The sequence below is a fragment of the Nonomuraea sp. NPDC049637 genome, from assembly GCF_040675235.1.
Classification (GTDB): Bacteria; Actinomycetota; Actinomycetes; order Streptosporangiales; family Streptosporangiaceae; genus Nonomuraea.
Genome location: NZ_JBFAOM010000046.1, coordinates 23778 through 45806, shown reverse-complemented (window position 1 = coordinate 45806; position 22029 = coordinate 23778). Strand labels below are relative to the sequence as shown.

Annotated in this window: 26 protein-coding genes; 16 read left to right on the top strand and 10 right to left on the bottom strand. The window is 73.7% G+C overall.

The features are described 5' to 3' along the window. Positions 1-113: 113 nt before the first annotated feature. The 3 genes from mihF to AB0J71_RS40510 all read right to left on the bottom strand — a co-directional run bounded on the left by mihF (position 114) and on the right by AB0J71_RS40510 (position 2281). On the bottom strand, positions 114-419 hold the full coding sequence (gene mihF / locus AB0J71_RS40520; RefSeq protein WP_043641121.1) for an integration host factor, actinobacterial type: 306 nt from the start codon (positions 417-419) through the stop codon (positions 114-116). Positions 420-520: 101 nt separating this feature from the next. Further along, positions 521-925 (bottom strand): heme-binding protein, encoded by a 405-nt coding sequence (locus AB0J71_RS40515; protein WP_352325177.1) that lies wholly within the window; start codon positions 923-925, stop codon positions 521-523. A 108-nt stretch (positions 926-1033) separates the two neighbouring features. Next, a complete protein-coding gene (locus AB0J71_RS40510; RefSeq protein WP_352325178.1) occupies positions 1034-2281 on the bottom strand; it encodes an ROK family protein in 1248 nt (415 codons plus the stop codon). Positions 2282-2304: 23 nt separating this feature from the next. On the opposite strand from AB0J71_RS40510, the gene AB0J71_RS40505 reads away from it, so the two are divergent. The 11 genes from AB0J71_RS40505 (at position 2305) to AB0J71_RS40455 (ending at position 13433) form a co-directional block, all read left to right on the top strand. Next, positions 2305-3531: an MFS transporter gene (locus AB0J71_RS40505; protein ID WP_352325179.1), complete on the top strand. Its 1227-nt coding sequence runs from the start codon at positions 2305-2307 to the stop codon at positions 3529-3531. A gap of 253 nt (positions 3532-3784) precedes the next feature. Beyond that, entirely contained in the window at positions 3785-4816 is a 1032-nt protein-coding gene (locus AB0J71_RS40500; protein WP_364419424.1) for a LacI family DNA-binding transcriptional regulator, read from the top strand. Continuing rightward, a complete protein-coding gene (locus AB0J71_RS40495; protein ID WP_352328136.1) occupies positions 4813-5727 on the top strand; it encodes a sugar ABC transporter permease in 915 nt (304 codons plus the stop codon). Before AB0J71_RS40500 ends, AB0J71_RS40495 begins: the two co-directional genes overlap by 4 nt. After that, positions 5724-6542, top strand: a complete 819-nt coding sequence (locus tag AB0J71_RS40490; protein ID WP_352328137.1) for a carbohydrate ABC transporter permease — start codon at positions 5724-5726, stop codon at positions 6540-6542. Before AB0J71_RS40495 ends, AB0J71_RS40490 begins: the two co-directional genes overlap by 4 nt. Positions 6543-6554: 12 nt before the next feature. Beyond that, a complete protein-coding gene (locus AB0J71_RS40485; RefSeq protein WP_352328138.1) occupies positions 6555-7865 on the top strand; it encodes a sugar ABC transporter substrate-binding protein in 1311 nt (436 codons plus the stop codon). Beyond that, positions 7862-8827, top strand: a complete 966-nt coding sequence (locus AB0J71_RS40480) for an ADP-ribosylglycohydrolase family protein (RefSeq protein ID WP_364419422.1) — start codon at positions 7862-7864, stop codon at positions 8825-8827. The genes AB0J71_RS40485 and AB0J71_RS40480 overlap by 4 nt, the downstream gene beginning before the upstream one ends. 6 nt (positions 8828-8833) lie before the next feature. Beyond that, positions 8834-9793, top strand: a complete 960-nt coding sequence (locus AB0J71_RS40475) for an ADP-ribosylglycohydrolase family protein (RefSeq protein WP_364419420.1) — start codon at positions 8834-8836, stop codon at positions 9791-9793. Continuing rightward, entirely contained in the window at positions 9790-10929 is a 1140-nt protein-coding gene (locus tag AB0J71_RS40470; protein ID WP_352328141.1) for an ADP-ribosylglycohydrolase family protein, read from the top strand. The genes AB0J71_RS40475 and AB0J71_RS40470 overlap by 4 nt, the downstream gene beginning before the upstream one ends. Next, positions 10926-12266, top strand: a complete 1341-nt coding sequence (locus AB0J71_RS40465) for an ADP-ribosylglycohydrolase family protein (protein ID WP_364419418.1) — start codon at positions 10926-10928, stop codon at positions 12264-12266. Before AB0J71_RS40470 ends, AB0J71_RS40465 begins: the two co-directional genes overlap by 4 nt. Then, positions 12263-13156, top strand: coding sequence for a ribokinase (rbsK, locus tag AB0J71_RS40460; RefSeq protein ID WP_364390088.1), 894 nt, complete (start codon positions 12263-12265; stop codon positions 13154-13156). Before AB0J71_RS40465 ends, rbsK begins: the two co-directional genes overlap by 4 nt. A gap of 58 nt (positions 13157-13214) precedes the next feature. After that, entirely contained in the window at positions 13215-13433 is a 219-nt protein-coding gene (locus AB0J71_RS40455) for a hypothetical protein (RefSeq protein WP_364390089.1), read from the top strand. A 111-nt stretch (positions 13434-13544) separates the two neighbouring features. Here AB0J71_RS40455 and AB0J71_RS40450 read toward each other — a convergent pair whose 3' ends face one another. Further along, positions 13545-14243 (bottom strand): FCD domain-containing protein, encoded by a 699-nt coding sequence (locus AB0J71_RS40450; RefSeq protein ID WP_364419416.1) that lies wholly within the window; start codon positions 14241-14243, stop codon positions 13545-13547. Positions 14244-14445: 202 nt separating this feature from the next. On the opposite strand from AB0J71_RS40450, the gene AB0J71_RS40445 reads away from it, so the two are divergent. Continuing rightward, positions 14446-16122, top strand: coding sequence for a 2-isopropylmalate synthase (locus AB0J71_RS40445; protein ID WP_364419449.1), 1677 nt, complete (start codon positions 14446-14448; stop codon positions 16120-16122). On the opposite strand, the gene pyrF is transcribed toward AB0J71_RS40445, so the two are convergent. Then, a complete protein-coding gene (pyrF, locus tag AB0J71_RS40440) occupies positions 16103-16909 on the bottom strand; it encodes an orotidine-5'-phosphate decarboxylase (protein WP_352329812.1) in 807 nt (268 codons plus the stop codon). The two genes, AB0J71_RS40445 and pyrF, sit on opposite strands and share 20 nt — an antisense overlap. 126 nt (positions 16910-17035) lie before the next feature. Here pyrF and AB0J71_RS40435 point away from each other — a divergent pair, with 126 nt between their 5' ends. Further along, positions 17036-17512, top strand: coding sequence for a DUF2283 domain-containing protein (locus tag AB0J71_RS40435; protein ID WP_352329810.1), 477 nt, complete (start codon positions 17036-17038; stop codon positions 17510-17512). An 81-nt stretch (positions 17513-17593) separates the two neighbouring features. Here AB0J71_RS40435 and AB0J71_RS40430 read toward each other — a convergent pair whose 3' ends face one another. Next, a complete protein-coding gene (locus tag AB0J71_RS40430; RefSeq protein ID WP_352329808.1) occupies positions 17594-17977 on the bottom strand; it encodes a hypothetical protein in 384 nt (127 codons plus the stop codon). Between the two features lie 50 nt (positions 17978-18027). Between AB0J71_RS40430 and AB0J71_RS40425 the strand changes: the two genes are divergently transcribed. After that, positions 18028-18831 (top strand): HAD hydrolase family protein, encoded by an 804-nt coding sequence (locus AB0J71_RS40425; RefSeq protein ID WP_364419414.1) that lies wholly within the window; start codon positions 18028-18030, stop codon positions 18829-18831. A gap of 119 nt (positions 18832-18950) precedes the next feature. Here the strand turns inward: AB0J71_RS40425 and AB0J71_RS40420 are convergent, their stop codons facing one another. The 4 genes from AB0J71_RS40420 to AB0J71_RS40405 form a co-directional block, all read right to left on the bottom strand. Further along, positions 18951-19154 carry a hypothetical protein gene (locus AB0J71_RS40420; protein ID WP_364390092.1) on the bottom strand — a complete coding sequence of 68 codons (204 nt, stop codon included), beginning with the start codon at positions 19152-19154 and terminating at the stop codon, positions 18951-18953. A 38-nt stretch (positions 19155-19192) separates the two neighbouring features. Beyond that, positions 19193-19801 (bottom strand): TIGR00645 family protein, encoded by a 609-nt coding sequence (locus tag AB0J71_RS40415; RefSeq protein WP_352331531.1) that lies wholly within the window; start codon positions 19799-19801, stop codon positions 19193-19195. Between the two features lie 325 nt (positions 19802-20126). Beyond that, positions 20127-20345 (bottom strand): hypothetical protein, encoded by a 219-nt coding sequence (locus AB0J71_RS40410; protein WP_352326739.1) that lies wholly within the window; start codon positions 20343-20345, stop codon positions 20127-20129. Positions 20346-20426: 81 nt separating this feature from the next. Continuing rightward, positions 20427-20783 carry a helix-turn-helix domain-containing protein gene (locus AB0J71_RS40405; protein ID WP_352326738.1) on the bottom strand — a complete coding sequence of 119 codons (357 nt, stop codon included), beginning with the start codon at positions 20781-20783 and terminating at the stop codon, positions 20427-20429. A gap of 89 nt (positions 20784-20872) precedes the next feature. Here AB0J71_RS40405 and AB0J71_RS40400 point away from each other — a divergent pair, with 89 nt between their 5' ends. Both AB0J71_RS40400 and AB0J71_RS40395 read left to right on the top strand, forming a co-directional pair. Continuing rightward, entirely contained in the window at positions 20873-21526 is a 654-nt protein-coding gene (locus AB0J71_RS40400; protein WP_352326736.1) for an NAD(P)-binding domain-containing protein, read from the top strand. A gap of 105 nt (positions 21527-21631) precedes the next feature. Next, positions 21632-22003: a hypothetical protein gene (locus AB0J71_RS40395; protein ID WP_364419412.1), complete on the top strand. Its 372-nt coding sequence runs from the start codon at positions 21632-21634 to the stop codon at positions 22001-22003. Positions 22004-22029 lie beyond the last annotated feature (26 nt).

Sequence of the window (22029 nt, the reverse complement as noted above, 5' to 3'; positions counted from 1 at the left end):
ACCCCTCGGCCGGGCCCGCCGTGGAGCGTGCGCCGCTCTCCGGCCCCTCCTGGCCCTACGAGGGGTCGCCGGCCGGTCCGCGCGACAGCGCGCGCGGACCCGGCCGCCCGGTCCTAGCCGAGCGCGTCGACCAGCTTCTTGCGCTGCTGGGCGCCGAGGCCGCCGAGACGGCGCTTCTCGTCGACGCCGGCCTCCTCCATCAGCGCGGTGGCCTTGGCCGGGCCGACGCCCTTGACGGCGCGCAGGGCCTGGGACACCTTGATCTTCTTGGCGATGTCGTCGTCGCGCTCCAGGAGCTGGGCGAAGGTCAGCTCTCCCGCCTTGACCTTGGCGAGCAGGGCCGTGCGGGCCGCGCGGGCCTCGGCCGCCTTCGCCAGAGCCGCCTGACGCTGCTCGGGGGTGAGAGTGGGAAGTGCCATCTCGTTCTCTCCTCGGGGAGTTGGGTTCGGGAAACTGTTTCCCGTGGTGCAGTGGCTAATCATGGCGGATACCAGCGGTTCGTGTTGCGGAAAGCGCCCGCTCAACGAGTCCGCCACACCAGGGCGGCCGCTTCGGCGCACGCCACGTCCTGGCTGATCGTGCCGCCGCTGACCCCCACGCCGCCGGCCACCCGTTCCCCTTCGCCGTTGTCCGCCCAGAGGGGGATGCCACCCCCGAAACAGACGAATCGCTCACCCGCCAGACCGAAGAGCTCCCCGCCCGGCGCCACCAGCGCGGCGAGGTCCGCGGTGGCCGCGCGAAGGGCCACCGACGTGTACGCCTTGCCCGGCGCGAGCACCGGCCCGGCGATCTCCGCACCCGCCATACGCTGGAAAGACACCAGATGTCCGCCCGCGTCCACGACCGCCACCGAGACCAGCGCGCCCTCCCGGACGGCCTGCTTCAGAGCGGCCTCGGTCATGCGGAGCGCGAGTTCGAGATCCACGCGTTCCCACCTCCCGTCGATGATCGTGAGCGCGCCGGGCCCTTCCATCCGTACAGCGCCGGGGGAGGGGGCGCAAGATCGCCTGGTCGGGGCTCGTGCTGCCGGAAGTTATTGCAAGATTTTCCTCTTCAGGGTGGAATGCGTCACATTTCGTGATCCGGGCGTGTCGGCGCCCTGGTCGGGGCCCCTTTCGCGCCATCTCTCCAGCCCTTCGGGGGTCAGGAAGGCGTCGAACACCGACTCCATGGCCCCCAGCAGGGCGGCGCGCCAGCCCAGCGCGGCGGCCTCGATCCGGGGCGGACGCTCCCGCCGGATGGCCATCAGCGCGGGCCGGCAGGAGTCCGCCAGGGCCTCGCCCGCGCGCTCCAGCAGCGCGACGCCGTGCCCGGAGAGCGTGACGACCTCGGGGTCGTGCGCGTTGACCAGGGCGGCGATGCCCAGCCCGAGCGCGCGGGCCCCGGCCTCGACCGCCTCCGGGCTGCCGGCCAGCACCTCCTCCGCCTGCGCGCGGCCCCGGCCGCCGCCGTGGGCCAGGCCCACGTGGCGCAGCAGCGCGTTCGCGCCCACCTCCTGGCCCCAGCAGCCGGTCGCGCCGCACGCGCACGGCCGGTCGCCGCCGCCCAGCGGCATGTGGCCGAACTCGGCGCCCGGCCCGCTCGCGCCGTCCAGCGGCCGGCCGTCCACGACGAGGACGCCGCCGAGGTCGAAGTCCACGTGCAGGTGCAGGCCCACCCGCACGCCGCGCAGCCGTCCGCGCCGGGCCTCGGCCAGGGCGGCCAGGCCCGTGTCGTTGCCCACCAGGACGGGGTCGGGGCCGGCCGGGCGCCAGGCGAGGCCCAGCAGCCGGGGCACGTCCACCGACCGCCAGCCCAGGTGGGCGATGTCCACCAGCCCGTCGTGCCGGACGGGGCCGGCGAGGGCCACCCCGAGGCCGATCACCCGCCGCGACAGGTGGTCGGCCACCGCCTGGCCGAGCGAGGCCAGGGCGCCCTCCGGGGTGCCGTCGTGCGGCTGGACCTCCAGCACGCTCACCCGTCCGCCCAGCTCGCACGCCGCCAGCTCCCAGGCGTCCTCGCGCACGTCGGCGGCCAGGGCCAGCGGGCCCTGCGGGTGGGGGCCGGGCACCTGGGTGGGGCGTCCCCTGGTGTGCCCGGCGGTGTGCCCGGAGGCGGGCTCCTCGTGCAGCAGGGCGTCCTCGGCCAGGCCGGCGACGAGCACCGACGCCGTGCCCCTGGCCAGGTTGAGGTCCCGGGTGAGCTGCGACCTGGTACGGGTCGCCGCGCAGTCGTGCACCGCGCGCAGCAGCCGGACCCGGTTGTGCGCGCGAAGTTCGCCGCTCGTCGTAGCACTTTTCACAACTCCCAGCTTATGCTCTAGGCGTGAACAAAAGCCTCATTGATGCCAGACGTGCACGTGTCGGAGTCTTCGGTCTCTTTTCCCTCAGTGGATTCGTGATGGGCCTGTGGGCGGCCGGCCTGCCCTCGTTGAACGACCGCCTCGGCCTCGGCGCCGCCAGGCTGGGCACCGTCCTGTTGCTGATCTCCGGCGGCGCGCTGGTGTCGATGCTGGTGGCCGGGCGGCTGGTGGACAGGTGGTCGAGCCGGCGGGTGTCCTGGATCGGCGGGCCGCTGTCGGCCGTGCTGCTCCTCGGGCCCGCGCTGGCCCCCTCGTACGGGCCGCTGATGGCGCTCGCGCTGGCGTTCGGGATGGGGCTGGGGGTGGTCGAGGTCGCCATCAACGCCCACTCCGTCGAGGTCGAGCGGGTCTACGGACGGCCCATCATCTCGGCCTTCCACGGCACGTGGAGCCTGGGCGGGGCGGCCGGCGGCGTGCTGACGTCCCTCGCGCTGCGGGCGTCGGTCGACCCGCAGGCGCTGCTGGTGGCGGGGGCGCTCGTCGTCCCGTTCCTGTACCTGCTGGCCTGCCGCCTGCTGCTGCCCGACGCCGCCCGGCAGGCCGGCGAGCAGGCGGAGGGCGGCGAGGGCGGCGGCACGCTGAAGTGGGCGCTGATCGCGCTGCTCGGGGTGGCGGCCTTCGCCGGGCACCTGAGCGAGGGCGCGGCCATCGACTGGGCCGCCCTGCACGCCCGCTGGGTGCTGCACACCGACCCGGCCGACGCGCCGCTGGCCTACACGATCTTCTCGGTCGCGATGACGACCGTCCGCCTGCTCGGCGACCCGATCAGGGCCAGGCTCGGCTCGGTGCGCACGATCCAGCTCGCCGGCGGCTTCGCCACCCTCGGGTACGTCCTGGTGCTCGCCGCCCCGGCGCTCGGCGGGCCGCTGCGCGTGGTGTGCGCGTGGACCGGCTGGGCGCTGGCCGGCGTGGGGCTGGCCACGGTCGTGCCGGTGCTGTTCAGCGCCGTGGGCGCGGCGGGCGGTCCAGTGGGCCGCGCCCTGGCCATGGTGACGGCCTTCGGCTACAGCGGGCTGCTGCTCGGCCCGGCGGTCCTCGGGTACGTGGCGGAGGCCACGAAGTCGCTGCCGGTCGCCCTGATCATCCCGGCCGTCCTGGCCGCCGTCGTCGCGCTCAGCGGCGCCCCGGGCATCCGCCTGCTCACCCGGCAGTCGCCGCCCGCCCCCGTCCCGGCAGAACGTCCCGCGTAGCGACAGAACGTCCCGCGTAGCGGCCGGACGTTCCGTGTGGCCGCTCGGGTGTCCCCGGGCCCTGAGCCGCCACTGACGCGCCCGCTTCCCGAATCCGGGGGAGCGGGCGCTCTTGTTGCACCCATATGCCCGCTGACCTGGCGTTATGGGATCGTGACTTGACCCTGAAGTGAGGGCCCGGTTTCATGTGCGAAACACGGTAAACGTTTACAGACACTTTCCCGTAAACGTTTACGTTCTTGGAAGGACAGCCTTGGCCGACGGACCCACGATCACCACGATCGCCGAGCGCGCCGGTGTCTCGATCGCCTCCGTCTCGCGGGTCCTCAACGGCCTGCCGACCAGGCAGGAGACCGTGCGCAAGGTGATGGCCGCCGCCGACGAGCTGGGCTACGTGCGCAACGCCGTGGCCAGGTCGCTCAAGTCCCGGCGCACCCACCAGGTCGCCTTCGCCATGGCCGACGTCGGCAACCCCGCCTACCTGGCGATGCTGCGCCAGATCCAGCCGGTGCTCAAGGCGGCCGGCTACCGGCTCGTCCTGCACTCGACCGACGCCGTCGTGGCCGACGAGATCGACGTGCTGCACAGCCTGGGCGAGCGGTACGTGGACGGGCTGATCATGAGCCCGCTCCGGGTCACCGACGCCCACCTGCAGATGCTGGCCGCGGCCAGGGCGCCCGTCGTGATCATCGGCACGGTGCCGGAGGGCACGCCGGTGGACAACGTACGGGCCGACTCGCGCACCGGCGTCAAGCTCGCCGTGGACCACCTGCACGCGCTCGGCCGCCGGCGCATCGCGCTGGTCAACGGCCCGCCCGACACCTGGCCGGGCGCCTCGCGCGGCGCGGCCTACCGCGAGGCGCTGGAGCAGCTCGGCCTGCCCTACGACGACGACCTGGTCCAGATCGGCGACTTCTACCGCGCGCAGGGGGGCCGCGCGGTGGCCGAGCTGCTGGACCGGGCGCCCGACGTCGACGCGCTGATGTGCGCCAACGACCTGATCGCGCTCGGCGCCCTCGACGTGCTGCGCGCCGCCGGCCGCCGGGTGCCCGAGGACGTGGCGGTGGTCGGCATGGACGACACCGACCTGGCCGCCGCGTCCTGGCCGTCGCTGTCGAGCGTCTCGCTCGGCTCGGCCGAACGCGGCAAGGTCGCCGCCGAGCTGCTGCTCGACCGGCTGAACGGCGACGACGCCGCGCCGCGCGTGATCACCGTCCCGCCGCGCCTGGTGGTGCGGGCCTCGACGGCGGGCGAGACCTACGGACATGAGGGAGGCAGGACGTGACCGCGACCGTGACGACGGCGGCACCGCCCCGGCGCCCGCCTTCCCGGCGGCGTCCCAAGTCGCGCAGGAACCGCGAGATGTGGCTGCTCATGCTGCCCGCGCTGGTGCCCGTCGCGCTGTTCAGCGTCGGCCCGCTGCTGTACGGCATCGGCCTGGCCTTCACCGACGCCCGCAACACGCGCGTCCACGAGACCAGCTTCGTCGGCCTGGAGAACTTCGGCCGGCTGCTCACCGACGACGACTTCTGGGCCTCCTTCCGGATCGGCGCGATCTGGTCGGTCTCGGTGACCGTGCTGCAGTTCCTGGCCGCGCTCGGCCTGGCGGTGCTGCTCAACCAGAACCTGCGCTTCAGGACCCTGGCCCGGGTGCTCGCGGTGGTGCCGTGGGCGATGCCGCCGGTGGTCATCGGCCTGATGTGGAAGCTCGTCTACCACCCCGACGCGGGCATCCTGAACAGCCTGCTCGGCACGCACGTCAACTGGCTGGCCGACTTCTCGCTCGCGCTGCCCGCGATCATCGTGGTGGGCGTCTGGACCGGCATGCCGCAGACCACCGTGGTCCTGCTCGCCGGGCTCCAGGGCATCCCCAGGGAGCTCTACGAGGCCGGCGAGGTCGACGGCGCGGGCCGCTGGCGGCGGTTCTGGAGCATCACGCTCCCGCAGCTGCGGCCGGTCATCGTGTCGATCACCTCGCTCGACTTCGTGTGGAACATCAACCAGTTCGGCCTGGTCTACGTGCTCACCCAGGGCGGGCCCGGCGGCCAGACCCGGCTGCCGATGTTGTTCGCCTACGAGGAGGCCTTCCGCTACCGGATGGCCGGATACGCCTCGATGCTCGGCCTGGCCATGGCGATCGTCGTGCTCGCCGTGCTCGGCCTGTACCTGTGGCGCCAGATGAGGGAGGCCCGATGAGACGCGCCCCGCAGTACCTCGCGCTGGTCGCCTACATCGTCTTCCTGGCCTTCCCGCTGTTCTGGCTGCTGTCGACGGCGCTGAAGACGCCCCAGGAGATGGCGCTGGCCGACCCGACGTGGATCCCGCGCGAGCCGACCCTGTCCAACTTCTCCGACGCCTTCGGCGAGCAGGACCTGATCGGCGCGGCCGGCCGCAGCCTGGTCGTGGCGCTGTTCAGCAGCGTGATCACCGTGCTGATCTCGCTGCCGGCCTCGTACGCCATGGCCCGTTACCGCAGCCTGCTCAACAAGGTCGCGATCGGGTGGGTGCTGGTCAGCCAGGTCTTCCCGTTCATCCTGATCATCATCCCGCTCTTCATGATCCTGCGGGATCTGGAGCTGGTGAACACCCTGCCGGGGCTCGTCGTCGTGCACGTGACGTTCACGCTGCCGTTCGCGCTGTGGATGCTCCAGGGCTACGTGCGGGCCGTGCCGCGCGAGCTGGAGGAGGCCGCGGCCGTCGACGGCGCGACGCGGCTGCGCTCGATCGCCAGCGTGGTGGCGCCGCTGCTCGCGCCCGGCGTGGTGGCCACGCTGCTGTTCTCGTTCATCTCGTCGTGGAACGAGTTCCTGTTCGCGCTCGTGATCCTCCAGGACCCCGACGTGATGACACTCCCGCTCACGCTGGTGCGGTTCACCGGCCCCGAGGGGGTGGCCAGGCTCGGCCCGCTGGCCGCGGCGTCGCTCATGGCGACGATCCCGAGCCTGATCTTCTTCGCAATCATTCAGCGGCGACTGAAGTCCGGCCTGATGGCCGGCGCCGTGAAGGGCTAGTAGGAGGCTCATATGCGAATCAAGTCCGCATTGGCGGCGGCGGCCGTCGTCGCGTTCGCCGCCGCGTGTGGCGGCAGCGGAGGAGGGGGCGGCGGAGAGGCCGCCTCCTCCGGCGAGCCGGTGAAGCTCAACTTCCTCAGCCTGGCCTGGCAGAAGGAGTCCGTCGCGGCCAACAAGCAGCTCGTCGAGGAGTGGAACAAGGCCAACCCCAAGACCCAGGTCACCTACGTGCAGGGCAGCTGGGACAACGTCAACGACCAGCTCGTCACCCAGTTCGCCGGCGGCACCGCGCCCGACGTGATCCACAACGACTCGCCGGCGCTGGCCGGGTTCGCCTCCGACGGCTACCTGCTCGACCTGACGAGCAAGCTGCCCGCCGACCTCAAGAGCGACATCCCGCAGTCCGCCTGGGACACCGTCACCTTCAACGGCGGCAAGGGCGAGCAGGGCATCTACGGCGTGCCGTTCCTGCAGGAGTCGCAGGTCATCATCGCCAACAAGAAGCTCCTGGACGCCGCCAAGGTGCGCGTCCCCACCGCGGACAACCCGTGGACCTGGGACGAGTTCTCCGAGGCCGCCAAGAAGATGACCAAGGGCGGCACGTTCGGCGTGGCCTGGCCGATGAAGTCGCCGGTCAACAAGACGCTCAACCTGGCGCTCAACTTCGGCGGCACGTTCTTCCAGACCGCAGACGGCAAGACCACGGTCAAGGTCGGGCCGGAGGAGCGCGAGGTGCTCCAGCGCATCCACGACCAGCTCTACAAGGACAAGTCCGCCGACCCGGCCGCGCTCGGCCAGGGCACCGCCGACCCGCTGCCCGCCTTCTACAAGGGCAAGTTCGCGCTGCTGCCGGCCGGCGTCTACCTGCGCCAGCAGGTCGCCGAGCAGGCCCCGGACGACTTCGACTGGGTGACGCTGCCCGCGCCGAAGGGCACCAGCGCCCAGCAGGGCGCGGTCTCGCAGACGCTGTCGATCGCCCAGGACAGCAAGCACCCCGACGAGGCCATGAAGTTCATCTCCTTCTTCCTCAACGGCGCCAACCAGGCCAAGCTCGCCAAGGGCGACTGGCTGCTGCCGACCTCGCAGACGGCCGCCGCCGACCCGGCGATGACCACCCAGGACAACGGCTGGGACGTCGCCACCGCCTCCGCCAAGAACCTGGTCGTGGCCCCGTTCCTGAAGGTGAACGGCTTCGACGAGTGGAAGAGCAAGGTCGCCACGCCGGTCCTCCAGGAGTACTTCGCCAATAAGATCACCATCGACGACGCGGCCAAGCGGCTCGTCGAGGACGGCAACCAGGTCTTGGAGCGGTACCAGCAGTGACTCATCGCCTGAGGGCCCGGGGGTGCCTGCTCGGCCTGGCGGCCGGCGACGCCCTCGGCGCCCCCGCCGAGAACCTGTCGCCGTCGGAGATCCGGCGGCGGTGGGGCCGGCTCACCGAGATCGAGGGCGGCGGCACCGACGACACCGAGTACGCCATCTTCGCCGCCTCGCTGCTCGTCCGGCACGGGCACGCCCTGACCGCGGCCGACGTCGCGCGGGCGTACCGGCAGGAGATCATCCCGTCGGTGACCGGGCCGATGCGCGGCGCCGGCTTCTCCGAGCTGGGCACCATCGAAGCGCTCCGCCGGGGGCTGGAGCCGCCGCTGACCGGGCGCGTCCACCAGCACGGCTGGTCCGACGGGCTGGCCATGCGGGCGGCGCCGTATGGGATCTTCTGCCCCGGCGACCCGGCCGAGGCGGCCCGCCTGATCGAACAGGACGGGCTGGTCAGCGGGTCGGGCGAGGGCATACTCGGCGGCCGCGCGGTCGCCGCGGCCGTGGCCGCCGCCATGGCGGGCGGCACGCCCGCCGCGGCCGTGGCCGCCGCGCTGTCGGTGATCCCCGCCGACTCCTGGACGGCCCGCGCGGTCGTCAGGGCGCGCGACGTGCTCGCCACGGGCGCGGACGACGACCTGGCCCTGATCGAGGCGCTGCACGAGGCCGTCGTGGTCCGGCACTACCCCTGGACCGACCTCGCGCCCGAGGCCGTCGCGCTGGCGCTGGGCGCCGTCCTGGCGGGCGGCGGCGAGGTGGAGGCCACGGTGACGTTCGGGGTCAGCCTGGGCCGGGACGCCGACACGATCGGCGCCATCGCCGGCGCGGTCGCCGGCGCGATCCAGGGAGAACAGGGCGTGCCCGGACGATGGGCCGCCCGGATCGGCCCGGTGAGCGGCAAATGCCTGCCCGTCGTGGCCGGAAGACACGTGCTGGACGTCGCCGACGAACTGGCGGAAGGACTGTAGATCATCATGTCGGGGGACAGAATCAGGGGGGCCTTCATCGGGCTCGCCGTGGGCGACGCCGCCGGCTGGCCCGCGGCCAGGCACCGCGCCGCCCTGCACGCGCCCTGGAGCCGGCGCCTGCACCGCGAGCTGGACGCCTTCGCCGAGGAGCACCGGGTCACCACGCTGCCGGTGCCGTTCGCGCTCAACCAGCCGATCGCGCCGCTGGCCGTCGGGCCGTCCGACGACGCCGAATGGCTGGCCTGGACGCTGCTGACGATCGACCGGCCGCGGGCCGCGGCGTTCCGGGAGCTGACCGGCGTCCGGGCGCGCATCTCGGTGGCCACCGCGCTGGACAACCTGGCCAGGGGCGTCGAGCCGCCGGCCTCCGGGCACGACAACCCCCACCACTTCGACGACGCCGCCGCCGTACGGGCGGTCGCGTTCGGCGCCCTGGGCCAGGACCCGACCGAGGACGCCCAGGTGACCAACGCCGGCGACGGCCTGCTCGGCGCCCAGGCCATGGCCGCCGCCGTGGCCGCGGCGGTCGCGTCGGGCTCGGTGGGTCAGGCCGTGGAGGCGGCGCTCGCCGTCCTGCCCGGCGACACCGCCATCGGGCACAACGCCCGGGTGGCGCTGGCCGCGGCGCGGAAGGCGGGCGACCCGTTCGGCGCGGTGCCCGCGCTGGACGCCGCGCTGCTCGACCACGTCTACAGCTACGGCGTGGGCGCCGCACAGACGGTGCCCGTCGCCCTGGCGCTGGCCGAGGCGGCGGGGGGCGACCTGGCCCGCGCCGTCCCGGCCGCCGCCTGCCTGCCGGCGCTCGCCGACTCGGCGCCCGCGCTGACCGGCGCGCTGGCGGGGGCCGCCAGTGGGTACGGCGCGATCCCGGAGGGGTGGCTCGCGCCGGCCCGCACGCTGGCGGGCTGCTGCCTGCCGGAGCTGGCGGGCAAGGATCTGATCGAACTGACGAAAGGAATCGCATGACGCCGCTTGAGGACAGGGCCACTGGCTGCGTGGCGGGGGCGGCGGTCGGTGACGCGCTGGGCGGCGCCACCGAGGGCTGGACTCCCGAACAGATCGTGGAGCGGTACGGGGGCCGGGTCGAGGGCATCGTGCCGCCGTACAACGAGGACTGGCGCAACGCCCGGCCGATCGCGCCCTACCACAAGGGCGACGGGCACATCACCGACGACACCCTGATGACGCATGCCCTGATCCGCGTGTACGAGAAGGTCGGCGGGCACCTGGGCGCGTACGCGATGGCCGACCACTTCGTGCCGGAGCTGATGGGCGAGCGGCGGTGGATCCCCGAGCTGGAGGCCGAGGCGCTGCCGCTGCAGCGGATCTTCCTGGCCGAGAAGTGGATCGTGGCCCGCCTGCACTACGGGCACGTCGACCCGCGCGAGGCCGGCGTCGGCAACATCGTCAACTGCGGCGCGGCCATGTACGTCGCGCCCGTCGGCATCGTCAACGCCGCCGACCCCGACGCCGCCTACGCCGAGGCCGTCGACCTGACCGGGGCCCACCAGTCCAGCTACGGACGCGAGGCCGCCGGCGTGATGGCCGCCGCCGTCGCCGAGGCCATGCGGCCGGGCGCCACGGTCGACTCCGTGGTCGCCGCCTGCCTGCGCCTGGCCAAGGACGGCACCCGCGCCGCCATCGAGGCGGTCTGCGAGGCCGCGGCCGGCGTCGGCCACTGGGACGGCTCCTTCGAGGTGCTGCGCGCCGCCGTACGGCCCTTCGACACGGTCGCCGACACCTACCGCGACCAGGGGCTCGGCGCGCGCCGGCCGAGCCGGGTGCACAGCATCGAGGAGCTGCCGCTGGCGCTGGGCTTCCTGGTCGCGGCCAAGGGCGACGTCCGCGACACCGTGCTCGGCGGCGTGAACTACGGCCGCGACGCCGACTCGATCGCCTCCATGGGCGGAGCGATCGCGGGCGCCCTCGGGGGGCTGTCCGCGGTGCCCGCGCAGTGGGTGGAGCAGGTGGGGGCGGCCAGCCGTACCGACCTGGTGGCGCCCGGCCTGGCGATCGCCGAGGTGGCGCGCCGGGTGCACGCCGACGACCTGGCGCGGCGGCGCGCCCACGAGGCCGCCTTCGCCGAGCTGGACGCTCGATGATCAGGCTCACCTGGGTCCAGCCGGAGGACCTCGTCGGCCACGAGCTGCGCCAGGCCGTCGAGGACGGCAGGGGCGACCTGCCGCGGGTGCGCGAGCTGGCCGCGCGGTGGCACGCGGCGGGCGGCCACGACGCGCCGCCGCGCGCCGGCGCCTCCGAGGCCGCCGCGGCCCGGCTGCGCCCCCTGGCCGAGAGCCTGCTGGACGAGCTGGCCGCGATCCCCTCGCCGCTGGCCGAGCCCTCCGAGCTGGACGCCATCGTCGCCGCCTGCCCCGACTGGCCGTCGGCCGGGACGGCGGCGAAGGAGGACCCGGCGCGGCTGCTGGGCGCCTGGCAGGGCCGGGCGGCCGGCTGCGTGCTGGGCAAGCCGGTGGAGAAGATCCCGCGCGCGGGCATCAGGCAGATCGCCGAGGCCACCGGCAACTGGCCGATCACCGGCTGGTTCACCGCCGAGGGCCTGCCGGAGGAGATCGCGCGCAGGTGGCCGTGGAACCGGCGCAGCGCGGTCAACTCGCTGGCCGAGAACATCGACGGCATCCCCGAGGACGACGACCTCAACTACCCGCTGCTGGCGCTGTCCGTCCTGGAGCGCCACGGCCGCGGCTTCACCACCGAGGACGTCGCCAAGCTGTGGCTGGACGAGCTGCCGGCCGGCCGCACGTTCACCGCCGAGCGGGTCGCCTACCGCAACCTGCTCGACGGCTTCGAGCCGCCTGAGACGGCCACCCGCCGCAACCCGTTCCGCGAGTGGATCGGTGCCTTCATCAGGACGGACGTCTACGGCTGGGCCAACCCCGGCGACCCCGCCACGGCCGCCGAGCTGGCCTGGCGCGACGCCCGGCTGACCCACACCGCCAACGGGATCTACGGCGCGATGTTCGTGGCGGCCATGTGCGCCGCCTCCCTGGTCGCCGGATCGGCGCGGGAGGTGGTCGAGGCGGGCCTGTCGGTCGTGCCGCGCGGCTCCCGCCTGCACGCGGCGGTCAGCCTGGCTGTCGCCGACGCCGCCCGCGAGCCGGACTTCGAGCGTGTCATCGACCTGCTGCACCAGCGGCATGGCACGCTGCACTGGGTGCACACGATCAACAACGCCGCGCTGGTCGCCGCCACGCTGATCCACGGCGCGGGCGACTTCACCGCCACGATCGCGGGCGCGGTCGCCGGCGGCTGGGACACCGACTCGGCCGGGGCCACGGCGGGGTCCGTGGCGGGCGCGCTGAACGGCGGCGTACCCGACCGCTGGATCATGCGCGACAGCCTGGCCACCAGCCTGACCGGCTTCGACGGGGTGGGGCTCGGCGAGCTGGCGCGACGTACTCAGGAGATGATGGCCGCATGATCTCGGTTTTCGGCAGCGCCAACATGGACCTCGTCGCGTACGTATCCCAGGCCCCCAAGCGGGGCGAGACGGTCACCGGTCACCGGTTCCGGACCGTGCCCGGCGGCAAGGGCGCCAACCAGGCCATCGCCGCGGCCCGCGCCGGCGCGCAGGTGGCCTTCCTCGGCGCGGTCGGCGACGACGCCTTCGGGGCCGAGATGCGCTCCACCCTGGCCGAGGCCGGCGTGGACGTCCGCGGCCTGCGCCAGGTGCCCGGCCCCAGCGGCATCGCGCACATCGTGGTCGACGACGCCGGCGGCAACTCGATCATCGTCGTGCCCGGCGCGAACGGCACCGTGACCGGGCCGTCCGGCAGTGATCTGGCCACGATCGCCGGGTCGCGGGCCCTGCTGCTGCAGCTCGAACTGCCCATGGAGGCCGTCGTGGCCGCCGCGGAGGCGGCCCGGGTCTCCGGGGTGCCCGCCGTCCTGACGCCGGCGCCCGCGCAGCCGCTGCCCGACGAGCTGCTCGACGCGGTCACCATGATCGTCCCGAACGAGCACGAGGCCGCCGACATCACCGGCCAGGCCGACCCCGACGCCGCCCTCGACGCGCTCCTCGAACGCGTCGAGGAGGCCGTCATCACGCTGGGCTCGCGGGGCGCGCTCTACGGCGCGCGCTCGGGCGAGCGGCTGCGGGTGCCCGCGATCGAGGTGAAGGCGGTGGACACCACGGCCGCCGGTGACACGTTCGTCGGCGCGCTGGCGGTCGCGCGGGCCGAGGGGCTGGCGCCGGCCGAGGCGCTGCGCTTCGCCTCGGTGGCGGCGGCGCTGTCGGTGCAGCGGGCGGGGGCCAGCACGTCGATGCCGGTCCGGGCCGAGATCGAGGACGCGTTGCGGGAGCTGTCCTAGCCCGTCCCTTGACGTCCGGCCGGGCGTCAAGGGACGCCGTCACGGGCAGGTGGGGGCCATGAGCCGAAAGCCCGACGACCTGCCCGCGGCGGTGGGAGGCGTGGAGGGGGAGAGCGACGTGGTCGCCGAGCGGTCCGCCTCCGGATCGCCCAGGACCCGCCGCCCCCTGTCCGCGGACCCGCCCGACGAGCTGGAGGAGCCCGTCCCGGAGGAGCCGCCCGAGGAGGACGAGGAGGGCGAGGACGTCATCCGCCCCGACGCCGGCCCCACCGCCTGACCCACCCGGCCGCTCCGCCCCCCAGACCCACCCACCAGGACCACCCACCAGGACCACCCGCCAGGACCGGCCGCCAGGACCGGCCGCCAGGACCGCCCGCCCCGGCGGTCGTCAGGCGCCGGGTTTGCCGTGCAGCCGGGCGAGGGTCTGCTCCAGCTCGGCCTGCAGCAGGTCGCCGGCCGCCGCCGCGTCGCCGTCGCGGACCGCCGCCACCAGCGCGGTGTGCGCGTCGTGCCCCGGGTTGCGGTCGTGCCCGCGCAGCTCCAGCAGGCCCACCATGTCGATCAGCCCCTCCCGCAACGCCGGCGCGAACTCGGCGAACAGGTCCGTGAGCACCGGGTTGCCCGCCGCCGCCACGACTGCCGCGTGCAGCGCGATGTCGGCGTCGACGAACGCCGCGTCGTCCTCGCCCGCCGCCCGTTCGCGGGCCCGCAGCGCCGCCTCCATCGCCGCGACGTCCTCGTCGGTACGCCGGGCCGCCGCCAGCCTGGCCGCCTGCGTCTCGACCATCATGCGGACCTCGTACACGTCGGTGATCGCGGCCCGCCGCAGCCGCGCCGGCCAGTCCTCGGCCGGCTCCGCGGCGATGACGAACACCCCCGAGCCCTGACGCGCCCGCACCAGCCCCGCCCCGGCCAGCGCCCGCAGCGCCTCCCGGACCGTGGACCGGCCCACCACGAGTGTCTTGGCCAGGGCATTCTCGCCGGGCAGCCGGGTGCCGACCGGCCAGTGGCCTTCGGTGATCTGCTCGCGCAGGTGCTGGACGGCCTGGTCGACCAGGGGGCTGCGGCGGAGGGCGCCGAGCGGCATGCGTACCTCTCAGGTTGTCTGAGGACCTGTGTTGTGGTTAGTGTAGCCGCCATGTCGTCGTATGGTCTCCTTCTTCTCGGCCGCCGCGGCGGGGCCTGACCGGACCGGCACCCCGCCGCGGTGTGCGAGGTGCCGCCGGTCGTCCGACCGCCGAAGAAGGAACGAAGACGTGTACGAATGGAACCGGCAGCGCCCCAGCGCGATGCCCTCCCACCGCTACCGGCCCGCCCACGAGCGGGTCGAGGTGCCCGTGACGGGAGAGCGCGACTGGCCCTCGCGCCGCATCACCGCCGCTCCCCTCTGGGTGCCGGTCGACCTGCGCGACGGCAACCAGGCGCTGGCCGAGCCGATGGACCCGGCGCGCAAGCGCCGCCTGTTCGACCTCCAGGTGCGCATGGGCTTCAAGGAGATCGAGGTCGGCTACCCCTCGGCCAGCAGGCTCGACTTCGACTTCCTCAGGGAGCTGGCCGAGCCCGGCGCGGTGCCCGAGGACGTGACCGTGGTGGCCTTCACCGCCGCCCGGCAGGACCTGATCGAGCGCACCTTCGAGTCGATCCGCGGCCTGCCCGACGTGGTCGTGCACCTCTACACCGCGACCGCGCCCACCTGGCGGGACGTGGTGCTCGGCCACGACCGCGACGCCCTGCGCAAGCTCGTGCTGGACGCGGCCGGCCAGATCGCCCGCCTGGCCGACGGGCTGCCGGTGCGCTTCGAGTTCTCGCCCGAGGTGTTCAACCTCACCGAGCCCGACTACGTGCTGGAGGTCTGCAACGACCTGACCGCCCTCTGGGACGCCTCCCCGGACCGCCCGGTGATCCACAACCTGCCCGCGACCGTCGAGATCGCCACCCCCAACGTGTACGCCGACCAGATCGAGTACATGCACCGCCACCTCGACCGCCGCGACGCGGTGATCCTGTCGGTGCACCCGCACAACGACCGCGGCACCGGCGTGGCCTGCGCGGAGCTGGCCGTGCTAGCCGGGGCGCAGCGGGTGGAGGGCTGCCTGTTCGGCAACGGCGAGCGCACCGGCAACGTCGACCTGGTGACCCTCGCGCTCAACCTGCACTCCCAGGGCGTCGACCCGATGATCGACTTCTCCGCCATCGACGAGATCCGGCGCGTCGTCGAGCACTGCAACCGCCTGCCCGTGCACGACCGCCACCCCTACGCCGGCGACCTGGTCCACACCGCCTTCTCCGGCACCCACCAGGACGCCATCCGCAAGGGCCTGGCCCACCACGCCGCGCGGGCCGCCGAGCTGGGCATGCCGCCGGAGCAGGCGCCCTGGGAGGTGCCGTACCTGCCCATCGACCCGGCCGACGTGGGGCGCGGCTACCAGGCGGTCATCCGGGTCAACAGCCAGTCGGGCAAGGGCGGCATCGCCTACCTGCTGGGCGCCCGCCACGGCCTCGACCTGCCGCGCCGCCTGCAGATCGACTTCGCCGCGACGGTGCAGCGGGCCACGGACGACAGCGGCGAGGAGATCACCGCCGACGAGTTGTGGGCGCTGTTCCACGCCACCTACATCGCGCCCGGCGAGCGCGCCCGGTTCGCCTCCTGGCGCACGGCCGAGACCGCGCCGGGCACGCACGAGTTCGAGGGCGTCCTGGAGTCGGGGCGGGTGCTGCGCGGCACCGGCAACGGGCCGCTTTCCGCGCTGACCGCCGCGCTGGCCGCGGACGGCGTCGAGGTAGACGTCCTGCACTACGCCGAGCACGCCGTGGACGCGGGGACGGGCAGCAGCGCCGTCGCGTACGTGGAGGCCCGCGTGGGTGGCGTGATCGGCTGGGGCGCCGGCCAGGACACCTCCGTGCTCACCGCGTCGGTACGGGCGGTGCTGGCCGCCGTCGACCGGCTCAGTACGTCAGGTACATGACGCACTCGTCCCGGTACTGCAGGGTCCTCGACCGCAGCCGACGCGGGTCGGCCAGCACGGCCCGGGAGACCGACGGCACGACGGAGCCGCGTACCGGGGCGAACAGCCGGGCCACGTCGGCGGGGGAGGCGCCCTGCGCGCCGAGCCCCGGTGCCAGGATCGGGCCGTTGAGGTCGGCCAGGGAGTGGTCGAGCGCGGGCAGCGTGGCCCCCATGACCACTCCCACCGGCCCGAACGGCTCGTGGCCCGCGTTGGCCGCGGCGGCCCCGGCGATCACCAGGTCGGCCACCCGCTGCTGCAGCCCGGCCGCCGCCGGGTTGGAGGTGCGGGCCAGCACGAACACGCCGGCGTCGTTGGCCACCGCCGAGGTGATCGCCACCTCCAGCGAGCCGAACCCCAGGTAGGGGCTGAGCGTCACCGCGTCGGCGGCCAGCGGGCTGCCCCGGTCGAGGTAGGCCTCGGCGTAGGCGGCCATCGTGGTGTCGACGTCGCCGCGCTTGGCGTCGAGCAGCACCAGCGTGCCGGCCTCGCGCAGATCGGCGATGGTGCGTTCCAGGACGGCGACGCCACGGCTGCCCCAGCGCTCGTAGAAGGCCGACTGCGGCTTGACCACGGCGGCCACGTCGCTGATCGTGTCGGCCACCGTGCGGCTGAAGCGCTCGAGGCCGCCCGGTGAGTCGTCGAGGCCCCAGGCGTCGAGCAACGCCGGGCTCGGATCGATGCCCACACAGAGCGGGCCGAATTTGTCCAGCCTGGCACGCAGGCGTGTGCCGAACGACTCGTTCATCTAGGCCCCCTTGCGACCCTAACGCACACTAACCCGCCGCCGCCGGAGCCGGAACGCATCGGCCCCGGATGATATGGCTCGTGCCGCGGGTCTTCCGGAAGCGGGCGTCTGGGTAGATGATGCGGCATGTACGAGATCGCCCAGCGGGTGCTGGTGCTGGAGACCGTCCCGCCGCGCGAGGTGACCGTCGCCGTCGGCATGCCGTACGAGGAGGCGGGGGAGTGGGCGTGCCCGTACCGGATCGACGGGCTGGCCGGGTGGGAGCACGAGCGCCGGGCGACCGGACGCGACTCGCTGGAGGCGGTCGAGGTGGCGCTGGCCATGGTACGGGCGGCGCTGGCCGGCTCGCACGAGGCCAAGGAGGGCCTGCTCCAGCCGGACGACGCCGCGCCGGACCGCCAGCTCACCCGGACCGTGTACGTCAGCTGGAACAAGGAAGAAGACATCGCCTATATCGCGATGAAGCACGAAATCGTGCCAGGTGAGGCGGTACGGCAGACCGTCTCGGAGGACGTCGTCCTCGACTACGGCGCCTCGGGGGACTTGCTCGGCCTGGAGCTCCTCCACGCCGCCACCCGCCTCCCCACCGAGATGCGCCTCTGAGGAACCCTCCGGCGAGACGCGCCTCTGCGGGACCCTCCGGCGAGATGCGCCTTTTTAGGGACCCTCCGGCCGCGCGGCCGCTCAGCCCGTCAGCAGCCAGCGCCAGCGCGGCAGTTCCAGCACCACGGTGACCACCGCCAGCACCGTGACCGCCGCCGCCACGACCGCGTGCCAGGCCACCCACGCCGCCGCCACCCCCACGACGAGCTGGAGGGCGACCAGCCCGACCGTCACGAACCCGGGCACGGCGACCAGCACGCTCCGCTTGTCGCCGGGCGTGGCGAACACCGTCGGCAGGCCGATCAGCACCACGACCGACAACACGGCCAGCCACACCGAACCGGGAAGCAGCGCCCACGGCGTCGCGACCCAGGCGACCAGCTCCGACGCGAACCGGAAGGCGGAGGCGACCCGGTCGTCCGGACGCGGCCCGGACCGGGCGAAACGCCCCGAATTGGTAGACACGAGGGCACCCTACCCCTGAGCCCCTCCCGGCCGGGATCTACGGTGGGGACGTGACCTCCGCCACCCCGCCCCGCATCGTGGCCACCGACCTCGACGGCACCCTCCTGACCTCCGCCGGGGTCGTCTCCCCGCGTACCCGGCGGGCCCTGGGCCTGGCCCGCTCCGCCGGAGCGGAGATCGTCTTCGTCACGGCCCGCCCGCCGCGCTCCATCCGCGCCATCGCCGGCCAGGCGGGCCTGACCGGCCTGGCGATCTGCAGCAACGGCGCCCTGCTGTACGACCTGGCCGCCGCGGAGATCGTCGCCAGCCGCACGATCGAGCCGCAGGCCGCCAGGGAGGTCGCCGACAGCCTGGCCGCGGCCCTGCCCGGGGCGGCCTTCGCCGTCGAGACCGGAACGGGCGTGCTCACCGAGGCCGGCTACACCAGACGGGTCGAGCACGACGCGGAGCACTACCGGGAGGTGGTCTCGGCGTGCGAGGCGGGCGAGCCGATCGTCAAGCTGCTGGTGCTCTCGCCCGCGCACACCCTCGACGAGATGTCGGCCGCCGCGGCGGCGGCCGTGGGGGAGCTGGCCGAGGTGACCCACTCCGGGGTGCCGGGGCTCCTGGAGGTCAGCGCCCTGGGCGTGACCAAGGCGGGCATGCTGGCCGAGCTGTGCCTGGCACGCGGGGTCGAGCCCGCCGAGGTGGTGGCGTTCGGCGACATGCCCAACGACCTGGCCGTGCTGGCCTTCGCCGGGGCCGGTTACGCGATGGCCAACGCGCACCCGCTGGTGCTGGCCGCGGCCGGGCACCGGACGTCCTCCAACGACGAGGACGGCGTGGCCGAGGTGCTCGAACGCCTGTACGGCTGACCCGGCCGACGTTCTCGAACGCCTCCATGGCTGACCCGGCCGGGGTTCTCGAACGCCTCCATGGCTGACCCGGCCGGGGTCCGGCGCCCGCCCGCCCCAGCGGGCGGGCGCCGGGGGGCTCAGGCGTCGTCGTCCGACACCCGGGACGTGCCCTCGCACCCGGCGGGCGCGCCGCTGAGCACCGGCAGCAGGCCGCCGCAGGTGCTCACCGGGAGCGACACCGGCTCGACGATCTCGTCGTTGAAGACGACCACGTCGCCGATGAGCGGCCGCGGCCCCTGGGCAGGCGCCGAGGCGTACGCCGCCGGCGCAGCCCAGCACACGCCGGCCAGCAGCCCCGCGCCGGCCGCCAGGGCGATCGCTAGGCGGCGGCGACCCGCTCCTGCGCGACGCCGCCGGGCTGCCGGTCCCGGTGCGCCTGCTGGACGTGCCGCCCGCCCGCCATGATCCGATCCATCACGGCCAGGGCCAGCGCCGAGACCACGAAGGTGAGATGGATCAGTGTTTTCCATACGAGTTCCCTGTCGGTGATGGCCGGCCGGGCGGCGTTGATGAAGATCTGCAGGAGGTGCACCCCCGAGATCCCGATGATCGCCATGGCCAGCTTGACTTTGAGGACGTTTGCGTTGACATGGGACAACCACTCCGGCTGATCGGGGTGACCGTCGATGCGCAGCCGCGAGACGAAGGTCTCGTAGCCGCCGATGATGACCATGATCAGCAGGTTCGAGACCATCACGACGTCGACGAGCCCGAGGACGATCAGCATGATCGTGGTCTCCGGAGGGTTGCCGCCGAACCCGAGTTCGACCAGGTGGGCGAGTTCGACCATGAACCGCCACACGTAGACGACCTGGGCGACGATCAGCCCGAGGTAGAGCGGCGCCTGTATCCACCGGCTGAGGAACATGACGTAGCCGACGCGCTCCAGCGTGCTCCGTGGCCGGGGAGCGGACTCGGACTCGGCCACGGTCAACTGTGGTGGCCTCACTACGACGTGAAGATGTTGACCCGGTCGACGATGGCCTGGACATTGATGTTCCCCGGATCGTTTCGGCCCCCTGACCCGAGGGCGATTGGGGGAACGGCGGCCGCCGCCGCCAGAGCGAGGACCGCTGCGCTGGTCAGGATTCGGAACTTCAATGGGGACTCCTCGACTGCTGCTGGTCGGGCACGGGGATTGCGCTGTCGGAGCTGGTCGGAGCAGGTCGGCACTGTCGGAGCTGTCGGTGGGGGAGGGCCGGTGGCGGGGGTGCGGCGTGGCTCGCCGCACCGCCCGCGCGGTGGCCGGCCGGTCAGGGATGCAGGCAGCCCGCCGCGGGGATCTCGGTCGGCGCCTGGGGGGCCGCCGGGTCCACCAGTGCGGCCAGGCCCGCGGCGGCCTCGGCCGCGCACGGAACCGCGGTGGCGGGATCGACGACGGCGTACGCGGGCGCCGCGAACAGCGTGGCGGTGAGGGCCGCGGCGAGCGCGCCTGCGATGACGGCGGCGCGGCGGCGTTGGACGTCAGGCATGAGTACCTCCTGGGAATGGTGGAATCAACCACCGACTTGCTACCCAGAGTAATTACTCAGTAACGCTGCGTTAAAGAATCCTCATGAAGCGGGGGACTGCGAGCCCGTCCACCGGTCCTGGGCGTCCATGACGTCCTCGGCGTGGTCGTGGGCCCATGCGCCGAACGCCTCGATCGGGCCGAGCAGGGAGCGTCCCAGGTCGGTCAGGGCGTACTCGACGCGGGGCGGGGCCTCGGCGTAGGCCCGGCGGGTGACCAGCCCGTTGAACTCCAGGCGGCGCAGCGTCTCGGTGAGCACCTTGGGGCTGATCCCGCCGATCTGCGCGCGCAGCTCACCTGGACGGCGCGGCCCGTGGCGCAGCGACCAGACGACGACCGCGTTCCAGGTGTTGGCGATCAGGTCGAAGGCCAGTCTGGCCTGGCAGTCGGCGAGGAACACGTAATGCCTCCGATAGGCACCGATCGGTGCGTGACGGGATTTCTAGAGTCCTTGTCCTAGTAAAGCCCTTTCGCAACACGGAGGACGACATGAAGATCGGGATCCTGGGCGCCGGCGGCATGGCCGACGCGCTCGGCACGCAGTGGATCAGGGCCGGGCACGAGGTGACGGTCAGCGGACGCGACCCCGAGCGCGCCCGTGCCCGCGCGGAGAGCATGAACGCCCAGGCCGGCCGCCCGGGGGCGCGGTCGGGAAGCTGGGCGGAGGCGGCCGCGTCCGGCGAGGTCGTGATGGTGGGCGTCCGGGAGGCGGGACTGGACGACGTGCTGGCCGCCGCCGGCCCGGCCCTGCGCGGCAAGCCGATCATCGACGTGACGAACGGCGCCGCCCCCGACAGGTACGACGTCACGCGTCCGCTCGCCCGCCGGATCGCCGACCTCACGGGCGGGCACGTGGTGAAGGCGTTCAACCTGTGCCACGTGGACGTGTGGCGGATGACGCCGCCCGTGTTCGGCGGCCGCCCGCTGGCGGTGCCCCTGTGCGGCGACGACGCCCGGGCGCTCGACCTGGTCCGGGGCCTGGTCCGCGACCTGGGCTGCACCCCGCTGGACGGCGGCGGCCTCGACCGGGCGGTCCAGCTGGAGGCGACGGCCGCGTTCGTCATCGGGCTCTGGTTCGGCGGCGCGGACGCCCAGGCGATCCTGCCCCCGCTGGCCTCCTCGGGAGCGCACGAACCGGCGTGAGCGTACGCCGTGAGGCGTAGTGCGGATGACGACGGGCGGCGGATGCCCGGCTCCGGCGGCGGCGCGATCCTTGAGGGCGTCCACCCGAGGTCGAAGGAGAGTCCAGTGGTCACCCAGGTCGTCAAGGGGAGCGGGTATGCGACCGCGTTCAAGGCCCTCGCCACGCTCAGCATGTTGTCGGTGCTGCTGCAGGCCGTCACGGCGGGGCAGCTGATGAGCGGGGCGGGCGCGGGCCTGCACGGGGCCGGGGCGGGCGCCGTCCACCTGCTCGGGCTGCTCCAGCTCGTCGCGGCCGTGCTGGTGTGGCGGCCGGGGCGCGGCGCGGGCTGGCCCGCGCTGGTCAGCCTGGGGGTGCTGCTGCTCGGGTTCCTGCAGTCGATGCTCGGCGGGTCGGGGGCGGTGGCCGCGCACGTGCCGCTGGGCATGACGATCTTCGGGCTCAGCGTGTGGCTCGTCGTCTGGGCCTGGCGGCGCTGACCGTTACGTCGGCTCTCCGGCGGGAC